This is a genomic window from Pantoea leporis, assembly GCF_028048155.1.
Taxonomy (GTDB): Bacteria; Pseudomonadota; Gammaproteobacteria; order Enterobacterales; family Enterobacteriaceae; genus Pantoea; species Pantoea leporis.
This window is the reverse complement of record NZ_JALMEU010000001.1, coordinates 1,246,066-1,261,676: the sequence shown is the minus strand read 5'-3', so window position 1 is coordinate 1,261,676 and position 15,611 is coordinate 1,246,066. Positions and strand designations below refer to the sequence as shown.

The window sequence follows — 15,611 nt, the reverse complement described above, 5'->3', positions numbered from 1 at the left end:
TTTCTCACTTCGAAATGAGTCAATCATAATATGATTTTTTACCCTAACGTAACCTTATGAATTTTAATGTAAAGAATTGTCATGTTTAGTGCGTTACTGGTTCGGGCTGGATTCTTTTAAGTCGTTCTTCTGCAAGGATTTATTGTGTTTCATAAAATTGCTGTGAAAATTAATGCTGAACATGAATATCCTCATGTTATGATTTTGCCCTCATGGAATTTGATGCAAATATAAAACCCTTTTCAAACCTGTTTGAAGGAATTATGACATGGTTTCATTAAGCAAGAATCAGACGGTTTCACTCAGCAAACAAACCGCTTCGCTGAATAAATTACATTTCGGCTTAGGCTGGGATCCCATTAAAAAGAAAGGCTTCATGGGCAAGCTTTTTGGTGGTGGCAGCGATTCCATCGATCTGGATGCCAGCTGCGTATTATTGGATCAATCCGGTCATGCCATTGATACCATCTGGTTCCGCGCATTAACCTCTAAATGTGGTGCGGTGAAACACAGTGGTGATAATCGTACTGGCGAAGGCGATGGCGACGATGAAGTGATCATCGTTGAGTTGTCACGTCTGCCAGCTAACGTTGAGTATCTGGCGTTCACCGTGAACAGCTTCCAGGGTCAAACCTTCAATGAAGTGGAAAATGCCTTCTGCCGCGTGGTGGATCAAAACGGCAAAGAGCTGGCGCGCTATGAGCTGACTGAGCAAGGCAGCCATACCGGCATTGTGATTGCTTCGCTGCACCGCAACGGCGGGCTGTGGGACTTCACGGCGCATGGCCGCGCGAGTGCCGGCCGTACCATTGACGCGATGCAAAACGACATCGTTGCCGCAGTGGTGCGCTAATGAATATGACGCCGGGGAGCAATGCTCCCGTTCCCGCTAATCTGCTGACGGTGCGCGTACTCGCTGGCGCCGCCGTTGATGCTTCGGCCTTTCGTCTGTTCACCAGCGGCAAAGTCAATGGCGATGCCGATATGGTGTTCTACGGTCAGCCGGATAACGATGACCGCACCATCAGCCTGAAAAGCGAAGGGCACAACTCTGCCTTTTCTGTCGATCTCACCCGCCTGCGTCCTGACGTGCAGAAAGTGGCCTTTACCGTTACCTGTGACGGCGGCCGCAACGTGTCGGGTTTGCAACGTCTGGCGATTCAGGTGGAGCAGAGCGGTGAAGTGTTGCTGAATGGCAGCGTGGAGCTGGTAGGACGTCAGGAAGCAGCGTTGATCCTCGGCGAACTTTACCGCCGCAATAATGAGTGGAAATTCCGCTTTATTGCGCAGGGTTTCAACGGCGGCTTAAAGCCGCTGGCGGAACATTTCGGTGTGGATGTGGCTGAACCCGCGCCTGCCCCAACGCCTGCGCCTGCACCGCAGGCGGCACCGGCTCCAGCACCGACACCCGCGCCGGCAAAAATCAATCTGAGCAAAGTGTCTCTTACCAAAGAGAAGCCAGCTATCAGCCTGACCAAGCGCGATAACTTCGGTGAGATCCGCATCAATCTGAACTGGCACCGTGAAACCAGCAGCGGTGGCGGCGGGTTGCGCGGATTGTTCGGCGGCAACAAAGGCGTGGATCTCGATCTCGGCGCCTTCGTTGAGCTGCAAGACGGCTCGCGCGGTGTGATCCAGGCGCTGGGCGGCAATTTTGGCGCCATGCATGCCAAACCTTTCGTACACTTGCAGGGCGACGATCGCACCGGCGAAGTGACCGACGGCGAATGGCTGCACATCAACGGTCGCGAATGGAGTCAGATTCGCGAGGTATTAATTTTCGCCTTCATCTATCAAGGTGCGGCGAGCTGGGACAAAACGGATGGCGTAGTCACGCTGCACATTCCAGACCAGCCTCCGATTGAAACGCGTATGACTGAAGGGGAGAACCGCCGCAACATGTGTGCGATTGCTCGCCTGGTCAATGAGAACGGCAGTATCCGCGTCGAGCGTATCAATCAGTTCTTTAACGGGCATTCCGATATGGACAAAGCTTTCGGTTGGGGATTCAACTGGCGAGCTGGCTCCAAATAATAACAGACAGAGGATTCACTATGAGCTTTTTCAACAAGGTCAAAGGGGCATTTAATTCCGGCCGCGATGAATTAACCAAACAGGTTAGCCGCTTTAAGAACAAGAAATTTATGCAAGGCACCGTCGCGGTGTGCGCACGCATTGCGGTGGCAGACGGCGGCGTGAGCGCGGAAGAGAAGCAGAAGATGATCGGTTTTCTGCGCGCCTCCGAAGAGTTGAAAGTCTTTGATACCAATGAAGTGATTGAGTTCTTCAACAAACTGGTGAGCAGCTTTGATTTCGATCTGGAAATCGGCAAGGGCGAAACCATGAAGTACATCATGGCGTTGAAAGATCAGCCGGAAGCCGCACAGTTGGCGATCCGCGTAGGTATTGCTGTCGGTAAGAGTGATGGTGATTTTGATGCTGACGAGCAGAAAGCGGTGCGCGAAATCGCCGTCGCTTTGGGCTTTGATCCAGCAATATTTGGTCTGTAATTTTTATCTTTTAAGGGTTCATCATGGTGTCTACGCACATTGGCTTCCCAACTGAAACAGTCGCGGTTTTCATCGCGCTGTCGGTGGGCGCTATTTTTATCGACCTGTTCATGCACCGCGGCGACAAGCCGATTTCGCTGAAAAGCGCGGCGCTGTGGTCAGTGTTCTGGGTGGCGGTGGCGATGGGTTTCGCCGGCTTCCTCTATATCCATCACGGCGCTGAAGTTGCCAGCCTGTTCGTGACCGGTTATGCGCTGGAGAAAGTACTCTCCGTCGATAACCTGTTCGTGATGATGGCGATCTTCTCGTGGTTTGCCGTTCCGGACCGCTATCGTCACCGCGTGCTTTACTGGGGCATCATCGGTGCCATCGTTTTCCGTGGCATCTTCGTGGCGATCGGTACCGGCTTGCTGAGCCTTGGTCCGTATGTCGAAATCGTGTTTGCGCTGATCGTCGCGTGGACGGCGGTAATGATGCTGAAAAGCGGCGATGACAGCGACGAGATCGAAGATTACTCGCAGCACCTTGCTTATCGCATGGTGAAGCGCTTCTTCCCAATCTGGCCAAAAATGCGTGGTAACGCCTTCCTGCTGAATCAGAAGGAAGTTGATGAAGAGCTGCAGAAGCCAGAAAACAAAGACGTAGCGATTGGTCGCGGCAAGAAAGCGGCACTGTATGCCACGCCGTTGATGCTGTGTGTGGCGGTGGTTGAACTCTCTGACGTGATGTTCGCCTTTGACTCCGTGCCGGCGATTATCGCAGTAAGCCGTGAACCGCTGATCGTTTATAGCGCCATGATGTTCGCCATCCTCGGCTTGCGTACACTGTACTTCGTACTTGAAGCATTGAAGCAGTATCTGGTTCACCTCGAGAAAGCCGTCATCGTGCTGCTGTTCTTCATCGCGGTGAAACTGGGTCTGAATGCTACCGATCATATCTGGCATCACGGCTACAGCATCTCTGCTAGCGCCAGCTTGTTTGTGGTACTCGGCGTGTTAGCGGTCGGTATCGTACTCAGCGTGATGTTCCCCGGTAAGCCCGAGGAAAAAGAAGAGAGCTGATCTTCTGCCAGCAATGAGTCTGAAAAATCATTAACCAAGAGGTAATTACAATGAGCGTTTCTCTTTCTAAAGGCGGTAACGTTTCGCTGAGCAAAGCGGCACCAACCATGAAAAACGTCCTCGTTGGCCTTGGCTGGGATGCACGTTCCACCGATGGTCAGGACTTTGACCTTGATGCGTCAGCGTTCTTGCTGTCCGCCAGCGGCAAAGTCCGCGGCGATGCTGACTTTATTTTCTACAACAATCTGGTCTCTTCCGACGGTTCCGTTTCTCACACCGGTGACAACCGTACTGGTGCAGGCGATGGCGATGATGAATCGCTGAAAATCAAACTGGATTTGATCCCGGCTGACGTCGACAAGATTGTGTTTGTGGTCACCATCCACGATGCGCAGACCCGTCGTCAGAGCTTTGGCCAGGTTTCCGGCGCGTTTATCCGCCTGGTGAACGATGACGATCGCAGTGAAGTGGCGCGTTACGATTTGACCGAAGATGCCTCAACTGAAACCGCGATGCTGTTTGGTGAGCTGTACCGTAACGGCGCCGAGTGGAAATTCCGCGCGGTAGGCCAGGGTTATGCCGGCGGCCTCGCTTCGGTATGTGCTCAGTACGGTATCAACGCGTCTTAATTATCACGGGCAGCTTCGCGCTGCCCGCATCATCCAATTAAAAGCAGGAGCTTTAAAATGGCAGTTTCTCTGGTAAAAGGCGGTAACGTTTCCCTGACTAAAGAAGCACCCACCATGAATGTTGCCATGGCGGGTCTGGGTTGGGATGCACGTGTAACAGATGGTCAGGATTTCGACCTCGACGCGTCAGTATTTATGGTCGGTGACGACGGTAAAGTGCTGAGCGATGCCAGCTTCATCTTCTTCAACAACAAGCAGAGCGCTTGTGGTTCCGTTGAGCATCAGGGCGATAACCGCACCGGTGCCGGCGATGGCGATGACGAGCAGGTTAAAATTACCCTGTCTAAAGTACCGGCTGAGGTGAAGAAGCTGGTCTTCGCGGTGACCATTTATGATGCCGAAGCGCGTAAGCAGAACTTCGGCATGGTGAGCAACAGCTTCATGCGTATCTTCAATAATGACAGCGGTGCTGAAATCGCCCGTTTCGACCTGTCTGAAGATGCGTCTACCGAAACCGCGATGGTGTTCGGTGAGCTGTATCGCAATGGTGCCGAGTGGAAATTCAAAGCCGTTGGTCAGGGCTTCGCAGGCGGCCTGTCAGCGCTGGCTTCCCAGCACGGCGTGAGCGTCTGATTCAAAGCATTTTATCAAAGCCCCGGCTGGTCCGGGGCTTTTTATTATCCAAAGGACGCATCCTTAACAGGAGGTTAAAACTATGATGTTACAACCGGGCCAGAACCTGCCGCTGAACACCACCGAACTGACGTTGCGCCTGCACTATGCTGCTTCATCCACGTTGCGCGGCGATGTGGATACCAGTGTTTTCCTGCTCGATGCCGCTGGCAAAGTGAGTGGCGATGCCGATTTCATCTTCTTCAATCAGCCCACAACCGCCAATCGCAGTGTGGTCATGCAGAGCACGCCGCAAGGCTGCACCATTAATCTGGATCTGATGAAGATTGCCGCCAGCGTCAGTAAAATCGCCGTCGCCTTAGTGATTGACGGCGACGAGGCGATCAATGCGCTCAACAGCCTGAGCTTAACCGCTGAAGATATTGCCCAATTCAGCCCGGAAACGCACGGGCGCGGGGAGAAGGCGCTGATTCTGGCCGAAGTTTATCGTCACAATGGCGGCTGGAAGCTGCGCGCTCTGGGGCAGGGATTCAACGGCGGGCTCGAACCACTGGCGCGTCATTATGGCGTGGATATCGCCCAGCCCGATCCTCAGCCAGCCGCGCCAACGGTGGTGAGCCTGGAGAAAAAGCTGCAACAGAAAGCGCCACGATTAGTGAGCCTGGCGAAAAACGCCAGCGTTAGCCTGAGCAAATACCAGCTACAAACGGTGAAAGCGAAGGTGGCATTTGTACTGGACGCCTCGGGTTCGATGAAAGGGCAGTTTAGTAAGGGCAACGTGCAGGCCGTATTAGATCGCATTGCGGTGCTGGCGGCGCAGTTTGATGATGACGGTTCGATGGATGTCTGGGGCTTCGGTCAGCAGCACGCGAAATATCCCGATGTAACCCTGGATAATCTTGATGGCTACATCGCCACCATCCAGCGTGGCGGCAAGACATCGGCGTGGGAGATTTTACCAGGACTGGGCGGCACTAATAATGAACCGCCGGTCATGGAAGAGCTGATTGATACCTTTAGGCACAGCGATCTGCCAGTGTACGTGGTTTTCATTACCGACGGCGGCATCAGCAAAACCCGCGCCATCAAAGAGGCGATTCGCCGCTCGGCTAACTATCCCATCTTCTGGAAATTTGTCGGCCTCGGCGGCAGTAATTATGGCATTTTGCAGGATTTGGATAACTTCAACGATCGCCGCATCGACAACACCCATTTCTTCGCCATCGACAACTTTGCCAGCCTGGCGGAAGACCGGTTATACGATTTGCTGCTGGAGGAGTTTAAGCCGTGGCTGGATGCAGCAAAGGCTGACCGGATTTATTGATCAGCCCGAATTGTGCGCCTAAGGATCCAGACGCAGCATGCGCAGTTTTTCCATTGGCACGCGGCGTTTTTTCCACGTTGGATGGAAATGACGCCAGTGTGGATCCTGCGCGGCGGCCAGTAACTCAAAATCACCTCGCGTATCGCCCCAGGCGCGCAGGTGATAGTTATGCAGCGGGCCGTAAACGCTTTCCAGTCGCTTGACCTTTTGCCCGCAGCGGCAGTTATGGCCGGTAATTTTACCAGTAAGAATGCCGTCAACGACTTCTAATTGGGTACCGATCAGATTGATGCCCAGACGCTCGGCGAACGGTTCTAATACCATCGCCGGCGAGGCGGAACAGATGGTCACTTCGGCGCTGGAGTTCACTTCGGCGGCAACCGCTAACAGCCCGGCTGGGCGCATTAGCTTATTCCAGTTTGCCGCGCAGAAAAGTTGCGCCTGCTGACGGATCCATTGCTCCTCAACGCCGGTTAAAAAGGTGTGAATCAACACTTCTTTTAACTCATCACGCGTTAGCTTTTTCCGCATGCAGCGCAGCGTTGGGAATGCCAGTTTTGCAATTTTGCGAGCGAACGCGCGTTTGCCAAAGCTGAAACGAAGAAAGGGGATGAAGCTGTCGTGAATGGTCAGCGTGCCGTCAAAATCGAAGACTGACAGAACCTGATTTTCACGCGCTAAGGAGGATTCCATGGACATGTTGTTCTCTTTTGTCGCAAGCCGTAATCAATGCCACGATGATAGCAAATGGCTGGCCGATATTCTCATGCGTGAATGCGGCTACCGATAAACGGTAGCCGTTTGAAACGCTTACTCGCGGATTTTGCCCTCCTCCTCGCGGGTTTTACCCTCTTCGATAAACTCTTCGTCAATCTCTTCGGAGTTCTCACGATTATCGCGACCGGAGAGCAGATTCCAGCAGGCAATAAACAGCGCGGCGATCAGTGGACCAATCACAAAGCCGTTGATGCCGTACACTTCCATGCCGCCCAGCGTGGAGATCAGGATCAGATAGTCCGGCATTTTGGTGTCTTTACCGACCAGCAGCGGACGCAGAATATTATCCACCAGGCCAACCACCACCACGAAGAAGCCAATCAGGAACAGCGCTTTCCAGATGGCGCTGGTGGCGAAGAAGAAGATGGTTGCCGGTACCCAGACAATGGCGGAACCGACCGCCGGAATCAGTGACAGGAATGCCATCAAGGTGCCCCACAGCAAGCTGCCATCAATGCCGGTGATCCAGAAGGCGATGCCGCCCAGCACACCTTGTACCACCGCAACCACCACCGTGCCTTTGACCGTGGCACGCGATACCGCTGCGAACTTCATCAGCAAATGATGTTTCACGTAGGTTGAAAGCGGCAGCGCTTCCAGAATTAAATTCACCAGCCAGGCGCCATCTTTCAACAGGAAGAACAGCAGATAGAGCATCACGCCAAAGCCAACGGTAAAGGTGAACGTCCCTTTACCGATCAGGAACACGCTGCCCGCCATGTACTGGCCGCCTTTCAGCGCAAAGCCAGAGAGCTTCTGCTGAATCTCCTGCGCGTTGTTCAGGTTGTTATCGGCGAGATAGTTGCGTGCCCAGGAAGGCAGATGCTGCAGCAGATCGGCAAACACCGCAGGGAACTGCGCGGAGTTGTTCTGCAGCTTGGTGTAGACGGTGTTAACTTCAACCACCATTGAAGAGGTGATCAGCGCCAGCGGCGTGAACACCATCAGGCAGATAATCAGTAACGTAGCGAACGAAGCCAGACCGTTGCGATCGCCCATTTTACGGCGCAGCAGCGACTTCAGTGGATGGAAGATCACCGCCAGAATCGCGGCCCAGAAAATGGCAGAAAAATAGGGTGTCAGCACATCAAAAAAGGCGAAGGTGACGATCGCCAAAATAACGATAAAGAAGCCTAAATTAAGTCCTTTAATACGCATTACATAGTCTCGTCAGTAGATAGGGCGAATGAACTATAGAACGCTTAACGGGGAAAGTAATGTTTTTAGGATCGATGGTTCGCTCAAGCTCGTGAAGAGAGCAGACACAGGATGTCCCGATTTGTCCGCCTGATGTCTGTTCACTGGCTGGCGCGGCAGCACTATTACGGTGATGATGGTGGCTGAAACTCACCGGAGGAAATCATGCTGGAACTACGTCCTAACTGCGAATGCTGCGATAAAGATCTGCCGCCGGAGTCGCTTGAGGCGCGCATCTGTTCATTTGAATGCACGTTCTGTGTGGCGTGCGCGGAAGGTATCCTGGCGCAGCGCTGCCCGAATTGCAGCGGTGAACTGGTGCGTCGACCGATTCGTCCTGCTGCAGCGTTAGCACGTCATCCGGCGTCCTCAACGCGCCATTTATCTTCTTCATGAGATAGTGAGCGTGCAAACGAATATTCTGCTCATGTAAACGTTTACCCTAAATAGTTTATCAGGCTGCCTCGTGATATTTAAACGTTACGCAAGCAGGGTAATTTTGAGCACGATAGTAATCACCGCTGTGTATTAATGTTGGTGATAAACAATCCGGGCCTAATAAGGAGCAGTAATTGTTAAATACTCATCAGGTTGCGCGTGTGGCGTGCTGGAATTAAAAGGCTTAAGACGTTAATGGTGTTGTTTTTAAAGGGATATTTACCATTTCTGATAGCGTGGATTAGCTGCTTGAAAGCCTTGTTAATGTGTCTTTGCTGAATCTGGTCAGAGCACAGACCTTATTTATCCTGAAACAACGTTCCTAAAATAATATTTGTTTCTGACATTTAATTTTGCGTATTTTTCTGAAAAATAGCCCTTTTCAAAAGAAGTTTTCAATTTTAAATGGTATTGTTTGCTGGCAATGCTAGTGATGTGGCGTTGTGTGCTTCAGTTTTACCCTCACTTTTGCAGGGTTTACCCCTTTATGCAATTTATGGAAATTGAATTATCCTCCCGATCCTTGCGATCGGGTTTTTCTTTATATTTCCCGCTCTCGCCGCAATAAACGCTGATGCGTCTCTTCGATCCTGTTAATGTCAGAAAGTACACAATCGTTAAGAAAGTGATAAGTTGACGTAATTTCCTGTAAGTATGCGGTTTTTAAGAGTTTTGGAAATGCTTTTCTGTCTCCAGTTAATCAATAGTAATGCTTAACGGCACAGCAACCGCCGTTATCATTGGAGGCAACACCATGAAAAAAACAACATTAACTCTTATTGCGTCATTTATTGCATGCAGCACACTGTTTTCTAGCGTCTCGTGGGCAGACGGCCCAGGTGACCAGCGCTGGCAGCCGCACGGCAGCGACCAGCATCAGGACCACGGACGTGGCCCGGATCGTGGCGGCGACCGCGGACCGGATCGCGGCAATCATCATGACCGTGGCCACGATCGCGGCCCCGGCCCGGATCGTCATGACCGTTATGCTGACCATCGTATGCCGGAAGGGCATCGTGACGGCGACCGCTTCGCCTGGGGCGGACATGACTTCCGTCGCGGCTATCCGGCACCGCCGGAGTTTCGTGGTCCGCATTATCGCGTAGATGACTGGCGTGACCGTGGTCTGTATGAACCACCGCGCGGTGAGCATTGGGCTTACATCGACGGTAATTACGTGCTGGTGGCCGCAGCAACCGGCATCATCACCGCGATTCTGCTCAACGGCGCGTTTAACTAATCCCCCCGCGGATGGCTGCGGCCATCCGTGTTTCTCTGCGCTTTATCCGCTCACCAGGTTATTCTCTCTACGACCCGTTTTTCCTTTCGATACGTTAAGGAGTGATGATGACCGTGGTAAAAATGGTGGCGGTGGATAAAGACGGCACCTTTCTCGACGACAAGAAACAGTACAATCGCGCGCGTTTTAACGCCTGCTATCAGGAAATGAAGCAGCGCGGCATCAAGTTTGTGGTAGCCAGCGGCAACCAGTATTACCAACTCAAATCCTTCTTCCCTGAGATCGCCCACGAAATTGCCTTCGTGGCGGAGAACGGCGCGTGGATTATCGATTGTGATGAAGAGTTATTCTGCGGCGAGTTTTCTCGTCCGGATATTGATGCGGTGCTGGATACGTTACACAACGGTAACTATCCCGAACTGCGTTACATCCTGTGCGGACGCGACAGCGCGTACTACTTCGAAGGCCTTGATGAAAAGTGGCTGGTGAAAATGCGTCACTATTGCCACCGCCTGAAGGCGATTCGCAGCCTCGATGACGTGGCGGGCGATAAGCTGTTCAAGTTTGCGCTGAATCTGTCTGATGATTACGTGGAACCGCTGATGGCGGACATTGAGCGTCTGCATCAGGGGGCGGCTGCCGCCACGTCCAGCGGTCATGGATCGGTGGATTTGATCGTGCCGGGCAACCATAAAGGTCACGGCCTCGATCTGTTGGGCAAACGCTGGGGCATCGAACGCAGTGAAATTCTGGTGTTTGGCGACGGCGGTAACGATCTCGAAATGCTGCAGCAGTCGGGCTTCAGCTTTGCCATGGCGAACGCACCGCAGAAGGTCAAAGATGCGGCCCGCTTTGAAGCGCCGGGTAATAACGACGAGGGCGTTTTACAGGTGATTGAGCAGATGCTGGCCGGCAAACCGCCGTTTGTCATCTGATCGTCATTTATAGCTGAATTTATTCTTTGCTTTGCCGATATTCGATTGTGACGGAACGCACAATTCGCCGCTGAGCGGCACTTCTTATCTCAATCGTTAATGCAGTCGGTTAGAAAGGATAAATTATGTTGCCAACCCGTTTGGCTGCCCGCATGACGCTGGGTGGCCTGCTATTACTGTGCGTCACCACCGCAGTCGTATTTTCCGTTCTGTTGTTGCGCGGTCAGCCGCGCGTCATCGAAGCCAGCCATACGCTGATTGAGCAGGCCGGTAGCAATCTGGTCAGCCAATTAAATCAGCAGCTGGTGCGCATTGAAGGCGAGGCCGTCAGCATGGCGCGCCTTGCTGAAGTGTTGCCGCACGATGCCACGCTGTGGCAGCAAAGCTTCCCACAAATCATCAACAGCAGCGGCAATAAAACCATTGCCGGCGGCGGCGTGTGGCCGGAACCCGATGCGTTTAGCGCCGGAGTGCAGCGTCGTAGCTTCTTCTGGGCGCGTCAGGGTGATGGCGCGCTGGCCTATTCCGATGACTACAACCTGCCTGCGGGCAACGGCTATCAACAGGAAAGCTGGTACAGCGCGGTGCGTAACGGACCGCGCGATCGTTGCGGTTGGTCGGAGGTGTATCAGGATCCGGTCTCCGGTGTGAAAATGGTCACCTGCAGCGTGCCGTATGCGGCGGGCGATCGGTTTGCCGGTGTCGCAACGCTGGATGTGCAGCTGGATAATCTTGCGGGCTTTATGCAGCAGAAAGGGCAGGTGACGGGCGGTTACGCCTTTGCCCTCGATAGCGCGGGCAATCTGCTCTATTACCCAGGCCAGGATATGAAATCGCTCACCACCTTGAGCAGCCTGGCGGAAAAATCCAGCTGGCTGGCGCCGCTGGCCGCCCGTATCGCCCAGCTGAAGGGCGATGGCGATGTATTACAACTGTCGGATTTTGCAGACGGCTACTTGCACAACAGCGCGCAGGTGACGCTGTTCCGCATGCCCGGCACCGGTTGGGTGATTGGTCTGGTAACGCCGGAAAGTGCCGTCAGCGGCCTGGCGCGTACCATGATGCGCGACATCTTCACTTTCCTGATTCCGGCGATGATCGTGCTGCTGCTGTTAACCTGGGCGTTTACCCAACGCATTGGCCAACGTCTGAAGGCCACGCACGCGGCGCTGGATGAGATTGCCAATGGCGATGGCGATTTAACCCGCCGTCTGACTAAAAGTGGGCGCGATGAGCTGGCGGATATTGCCGGTGCGTTCAACAGCTTTGTCGATAAGATCGCTGGCGTGATTACCCGCGTGCAGGGCAGCGGCGAAACGGTGGCGGCCAACGCATCGGGATTAGCGCACAGCAACACCGCGCTGTCGGAGAAAATCGCTGAGCAGGCTGCGGCGCTTGAGCAGAGTGCGGCGGCGATGGAGCAGCTTAACGCCACCGTGCAGCAAAACGCTGAAAATACCCGACTGGCCGATGCTGCCGCCGAACAGACCGCGCAGATTGCCCGCAGCAGCAGCGAAGTGATGGGCGAAGTGGTGAGCACCATGGGCGCTATTCAATCCTCGTCGCGCCGCGTGGCGGAGATTCTGACGGTGATTGACAGCATCGCGTTTCAAACCAACATCCTTGCCCTGAATGCGGCGGTGGAAGCGGCACGCGCCGGTGAGCAAGGGCGTGGTTTTGCGGTGGTGGCATCTGAAGTGCGCGCCTTAGCCCAGCGCAGCGCCACGGCGGCGCAGGAGATCAAAGCGCTGATTGCCGATTCCGACAGCAACGTGCTGGCCGGCAGTAAACTGGTGGAAGGCGCGGGGCAGCAGCTTTCGCAACTGGTTTCCGACGTGCATAAAGTGAAGCAGGTAGTCAGCGAGATGCGCGTGGCCGGTGATGAGCAGAGCAAAGGTATTGCGGAAGTGACGCTGGCCGTATCACAGATGGAGCGCGGTATTCAGCAAAACCTGATGCTGGTGACGCAAACCGCCGAAAATACCCAGGCGCTGCGTGATGAAGCGGCGCAGCTGGCGCAAGAGATGGCGATGTTTAAAGTGGCTGAGCAGTAAAAAATCGGGCAGCGTCGGCTGCCCGTTATCATTTAGACGATGCGCCAGGCGGCGGCAATCATCTCGGTTAACGTCGGTGCATCGTAGCTGACCCAGCCGTTTTTGCTGTTGGCGCGCGACACAATCCAGTCAACGTCGGTGGCTGACAGCGTTGGGCCCTCTAACCAGAACGGCACGATCGCCTGCTGCTGGATCCAGGCTTTCAACGCCAGCGCGGGCGGCGCGGGATCGTCCGGCAGCAGCTGTTGGCCGAACTGCGCCATCAAACGTTGCTGTTCAGCATGCTCGGTTTCTGCCAGCACCTCGAGGAACGGGAACAGTAAACGTCCGCACACTTCGCCGTGATGGAACGGCTTGATCGCCCCCAACTCACCGGCAATGCCGTGGATCACGCCCAATCCGGCGCTGCTCAGACACACGCCACCCAACCATGACGCCATCATCATCGCTTCGCGCGCGGCATCTCCACGCTCGTCGTCACGGTTCAAATCTGGCCAGGCCTGGAAGAACAGTCGCAGCCCATTAAGCGCAGTTTGCTGGGTGAACAAATTGCCTTTGCGCGACAGATAGGCTTCGAAAAGATGGGTGAAGGCATCGATGGCGCAGGTTGCCAGCACGCTGTCGGGCGCGCCTTTTAGCAGATCAGGATCGAGAATTGCGACCTGTGGCACAAACACCGGATGGCGCAGCGACGCTTTGACCTGAATATGCTGCTGATCGGTCACCACTGCGTTCTGCGTGGCTTCGCTGCCGGTGCCGGCCGTGGTGGGAATGGCGATCAGCGGCAAGGTCACCGCTTGCACTGGCGTATCACCGACTTTCTCCAGATAGCGCGCGGTATTCAGAGGGTGCTGCATCATCGCGCTAAAGGCTTTAGCCGCATCCAGCACGCTGCCGCCGCCAATCGCCACCACGCGATCAACATGGCCGCGCCAGCGTCGCACCCAGCCATCAATCTCATCTGGCGAGGCTTCATGGCTGACAATCTCGTAACCGATGATGTGATCGTTGAGCGCGGCACCTAAGCGCGTCCAGGCCGGACCATTCAGGAATGAGCGGCCGCAAAACAGCAGCGTCGGCTGGGTATTGGCCGCCAGCAGCGGAATCAGTTGGTCAATGCTGCCGCGCCCAAACAGGGTTTGTTGATTACTGTACAACTCGATCAGATTCTCACTCACCTGCACGTCCTTCTTGTTTGGCTCAAAGACCTAAGTGTAACCAAAAGCCGTGACACTCCCGCTGCAAACATTCTGATAACCCGCTGGCAAAAAGTTGATCACCTTCGCAAAACAGAAATTCCGCTGCGACGCCAGGTGCTTTGTACGCAATGTTACCCTTAACATGATACCCGTAACATTGCTCAGCAGGATGTTTACTGTGGTGCACGTTGTTGATTCTCATGTCCTCTGGGATAACCAAAATAAACCGCTGCCGGTAGCTTACCGTGCGCAAAAGTGGAGAAAAATTATGCCATTACTCTATGTGGCGATTGGCGTAGCGTTACTGCTGTTGCTGATGATTCGTTTCAAACTGAACGGATTTATTGCGCTGATTCTGGTGGCGCTGGCCGTTGGCATAATGCAGGGCATGCCGGTCAACAAAGTTATCGTTTCGATTAAAACCGGCGTCGGCGGCACATTGGGCAGCCTCGCGCTGATCATGGGCTTCGGCGCAATGCTGGGTAAACTGCTGGCGGATTGCGGCGGGGCGCAGCGAATCGCCACCACGTTAATCGCTAAATTTGGTGAGAAGCATATTCAGTGGGCGCTGGTGCTGACCGGCTTCACCGTCGGCTTTGCGCTGTTCTACGAAGTGGGCTTTGTGCTGATGCTGCCGTTGGTGTTCAGCATCGCCGCCTCCGCGCGCGTGCCGCTGCTCTACGTGGGTGTGCCGATGGCGGCCGCGCTCTCGGTCACACACGGTTTCCTGCCACCGCATCCGGGCCCAACTGCGATCGCCACGCTGTTCAACGCCGATATGGGGAAAACGCTGCTGTACGGAACGCTGCTGGGGATTCCAACCGTTATTCTTGCCGGTCCGGTTTATGCGCGCTTCCTGAAAGGCATTGATAAGCCGATCCCGGAAGGCTTGTGGAACCCGAAAACCTTTACCGAAGCGGAGATGCCTGGCTTTGGCGTCAGCGTCTGGACGGCATTGGTGCCGGTGGTGCTGATGGCGTTGCGCGCGGTGGCGGAGATGCTGCTGCCGAAAGGTCACGTGTTGTTGCCGTATGCCGAGTTCTTTGGTGACCCCATTATGGCAACCTTGATTGCCGTGCTGATCGCCATCTTCACCTTTGGTCTCAACCGTGGCCGCAGCATGGATGACGTGATGGGCACCATCACCGATTCGATCAAGATCATCGCCATGATGCTGTTAGTGATTGGTGGTGGCGGGGCGTTCAAACAGGTGCTGGTGGACAGCGGCGTCGATAAATATATCGCCAGCATGATGCATGAAACCAATCTGTCGCCGATCTTCATGGCGTGGTCGATTGCTGCGGTGCTGCGTATTGCCCTGGGTTCCGCAACCGTGGCGGCGATTACGGCAGGCGGGATTGTCGCACCGTTGATCATCACCAGCGGCGCCAGTCCGGAACTGATGGTGATTGCGGTTGGCTCCGGCAGCGTGATTTTCTCTCACGTTAACGATCCGGGCTTCTGGCTGTTTAAGGAGTATTTCAACCTGACCATCGGCGAAACTTTCCGCTCATGGTCGGCGCTGGAAACCATTATTTCGGTGTGCGGTTTGCTGGGTTGCTTACTGCTCGCCAACGTCATCTAAGTATCAAGGCTGAGGCACTGCGCCTCAGC

15 protein-coding genes are annotated in these 15,611 nt (G+C 54.4%); 12 read left to right on the top strand and 3 right to left on the bottom strand.

What is annotated here, in order from left to right; genetic code table 11:
- Positions 1–268: 268 nt before the first annotated feature.
- The 7 genes from MWH02_RS05985 to MWH02_RS05955 all read left to right on the top strand — a co-directional run bounded on the left by MWH02_RS05985 (position 269) and on the right by MWH02_RS05955 (position 6,157).
- Positions 269–853, top strand: coding sequence for a TerD family protein (locus tag MWH02_RS05985; RefSeq protein ID WP_101763278.1), 585 nt, complete (start codon positions 269–271; stop codon positions 851–853).
- A complete protein-coding gene (locus MWH02_RS05980; RefSeq protein WP_271460067.1) occupies positions 853–2,034 on the top strand; it encodes a TerD family protein in 1,182 nt (393 codons plus the stop codon). The genes MWH02_RS05985 and MWH02_RS05980 overlap by 1 nt, the downstream gene beginning before the upstream one ends.
- A 20-nt stretch (positions 2,035–2,054) precedes the next feature.
- The gene (locus MWH02_RS05975; RefSeq protein WP_101763276.1) at positions 2,055–2,510 is read left to right on the top strand and encodes a tellurite resistance TerB family protein; all 456 of its coding nucleotides are present in this window, start codon (positions 2,055–2,057) and stop codon (positions 2,508–2,510) included.
- Between the two features lie 23 nt (positions 2,511–2,533).
- On the top strand, positions 2,534–3,571 hold the full coding sequence (locus MWH02_RS05970) for a TerC/Alx family metal homeostasis membrane protein (RefSeq protein ID WP_008103746.1): 1,038 nt from the start codon (positions 2,534–2,536) through the stop codon (positions 3,569–3,571).
- A gap of 50 nt (positions 3,572–3,621) precedes the next feature.
- The gene (locus MWH02_RS05965) at positions 3,622–4,200 is read left to right on the top strand and encodes a TerD family protein (protein WP_008103744.1); all 579 of its coding nucleotides are present in this window, start codon (positions 3,622–3,624) and stop codon (positions 4,198–4,200) included.
- A gap of 57 nt (positions 4,201–4,257) precedes the next feature.
- Positions 4,258–4,833: a TerD family protein gene (locus MWH02_RS05960; protein ID WP_101763275.1), complete on the top strand. Its 576-nt coding sequence runs from the start codon at positions 4,258–4,260 to the stop codon at positions 4,831–4,833.
- A gap of 82 nt (positions 4,834–4,915) precedes the next feature.
- Positions 4,916–6,157 carry a vWA domain-containing protein gene (locus tag MWH02_RS05955; protein WP_101763274.1) on the top strand — a complete coding sequence of 414 codons (1,242 nt, stop codon included), beginning with the start codon at positions 4,916–4,918 and terminating at the stop codon, positions 6,155–6,157.
- Positions 6,158–6,175: 18 nt separating this feature from the next.
- Here MWH02_RS05955 and MWH02_RS05950 read toward each other — a convergent pair whose 3' ends face one another.
- Entirely contained in the window at positions 6,176–6,856 is a 681-nt protein-coding gene (locus MWH02_RS05950; RefSeq protein WP_101763273.1) for an HAD family hydrolase, read from the bottom strand.
- Positions 6,857–6,967: 111 nt separating this feature from the next.
- On the bottom strand, positions 6,968–8,092 hold the full coding sequence (locus MWH02_RS05945) for an AI-2E family transporter (RefSeq protein WP_101763272.1): 1,125 nt from the start codon (positions 8,090–8,092) through the stop codon (positions 6,968–6,970).
- Between the two features lie 204 nt (positions 8,093–8,296).
- On the opposite strand from MWH02_RS05945, the gene MWH02_RS05940 reads away from it, so the two are divergent.
- The 4 genes from MWH02_RS05940 (at position 8,297) to MWH02_RS05925 (ending at position 12,798) form a co-directional block, all read left to right on the top strand.
- Positions 8,297–8,527: a DUF1272 domain-containing protein gene (locus tag MWH02_RS05940; protein ID WP_222233121.1), complete on the top strand. Its 231-nt coding sequence runs from the start codon at positions 8,297–8,299 to the stop codon at positions 8,525–8,527.
- Between the two features lie 796 nt (positions 8,528–9,323).
- Complete coding sequence (locus MWH02_RS05935) at positions 9,324–9,809, top strand: RcnB family protein (protein ID WP_210081527.1); 486 nt, start codon at positions 9,324–9,326, stop codon at positions 9,807–9,809.
- Positions 9,810–9,916: 107 nt separating this feature from the next.
- Positions 9,917–10,744, top strand: coding sequence for a Cof-type HAD-IIB family hydrolase (locus MWH02_RS05930; RefSeq protein ID WP_110865702.1), 828 nt, complete (start codon positions 9,917–9,919; stop codon positions 10,742–10,744).
- 125 nt (positions 10,745–10,869) lie between these two features.
- On the top strand, positions 10,870–12,798 hold the full coding sequence (locus MWH02_RS05925) for a methyl-accepting chemotaxis protein (protein WP_101763269.1): 1,929 nt from the start codon (positions 10,870–10,872) through the stop codon (positions 12,796–12,798).
- Positions 12,799–12,830: 32 nt separating this feature from the next.
- Here MWH02_RS05925 and MWH02_RS05920 read toward each other — a convergent pair whose 3' ends face one another.
- Positions 12,831–13,982, bottom strand: coding sequence for an iron-containing alcohol dehydrogenase (locus tag MWH02_RS05920; RefSeq protein WP_233501651.1), 1,152 nt, complete (start codon positions 13,980–13,982; stop codon positions 12,831–12,833).
- Positions 13,983–14,265: 283 nt separating this feature from the next.
- Between MWH02_RS05920 and gntT the strand changes: the two genes are divergently transcribed.
- Entirely contained in the window at positions 14,266–15,582 is a 1,317-nt protein-coding gene (gene gntT / locus MWH02_RS05915; RefSeq protein WP_271460066.1) for a gluconate transporter, read from the top strand.
- Positions 15,583–15,611 lie beyond the last annotated feature (29 nt).

Bases quoted from the DNA above. Each gene is read 5' to 3' on its own strand.
- MWH02_RS05965 (WP_008103744.1), top strand. From the start codon at position 3,622: ATGAGCGTTTCTCTTTCTAAAGGCGGTAACGTTTCGCTGAGCAAAGCG.
- MWH02_RS05970 (WP_008103746.1), top strand. From the start codon at position 2,534: ATGGTGTCTACGCACATTGGCTTCCCAACTGAAACAGTCGCGGTTTTC.
- MWH02_RS05935 (WP_210081527.1), top strand. From the start codon at position 9,324: ATGAAAAAAACAACATTAACTCTTATTGCGTCATTTATTGCATGCAGC.
- MWH02_RS05985 (WP_101763278.1), top strand. From the start codon at position 269: ATGGTTTCATTAAGCAAGAATCAGACGGTTTCACTCAGCAAACAAACC.
- MWH02_RS05960 (WP_101763275.1), top strand. From the start codon at position 4,258: ATGGCAGTTTCTCTGGTAAAAGGCGGTAACGTTTCCCTGACTAAAGAA.
- MWH02_RS05980 (WP_271460067.1), top strand. From the start codon at position 853: ATGAATATGACGCCGGGGAGCAATGCTCCCGTTCCCGCTAATCTGCTG.
- MWH02_RS05955 (WP_101763274.1), top strand. From the start codon at position 4,916: ATGATGTTACAACCGGGCCAGAACCTGCCGCTGAACACCACCGAACTG.
- MWH02_RS05975 (WP_101763276.1), top strand. From the start codon at position 2,055: ATGAGCTTTTTCAACAAGGTCAAAGGGGCATTTAATTCCGGCCGCGAT.
- gntT (WP_271460066.1), top strand. From the start codon at position 14,266: ATGCCATTACTCTATGTGGCGATTGGCGTAGCGTTACTGCTGTTGCTG.
- MWH02_RS05950 (WP_101763273.1), bottom strand. From the start codon at position 6,856: ATGTCCATGGAATCCTCCTTAGCGCGTGAAAATCAGGTTCTGTCAGTC.
- MWH02_RS05925 (WP_101763269.1), top strand. From the start codon at position 10,870: ATGTTGCCAACCCGTTTGGCTGCCCGCATGACGCTGGGTGGCCTGCTA.
- MWH02_RS05940 (WP_222233121.1), top strand. From the start codon at position 8,297: ATGCTGGAACTACGTCCTAACTGCGAATGCTGCGATAAAGATCTGCCG.
- MWH02_RS05930 (WP_110865702.1), top strand. From the start codon at position 9,917: ATGACCGTGGTAAAAATGGTGGCGGTGGATAAAGACGGCACCTTTCTC.
- MWH02_RS05945 (WP_101763272.1), bottom strand. From the start codon at position 8,092: ATGCGTATTAAAGGACTTAATTTAGGCTTCTTTATCGTTATTTTGGCG.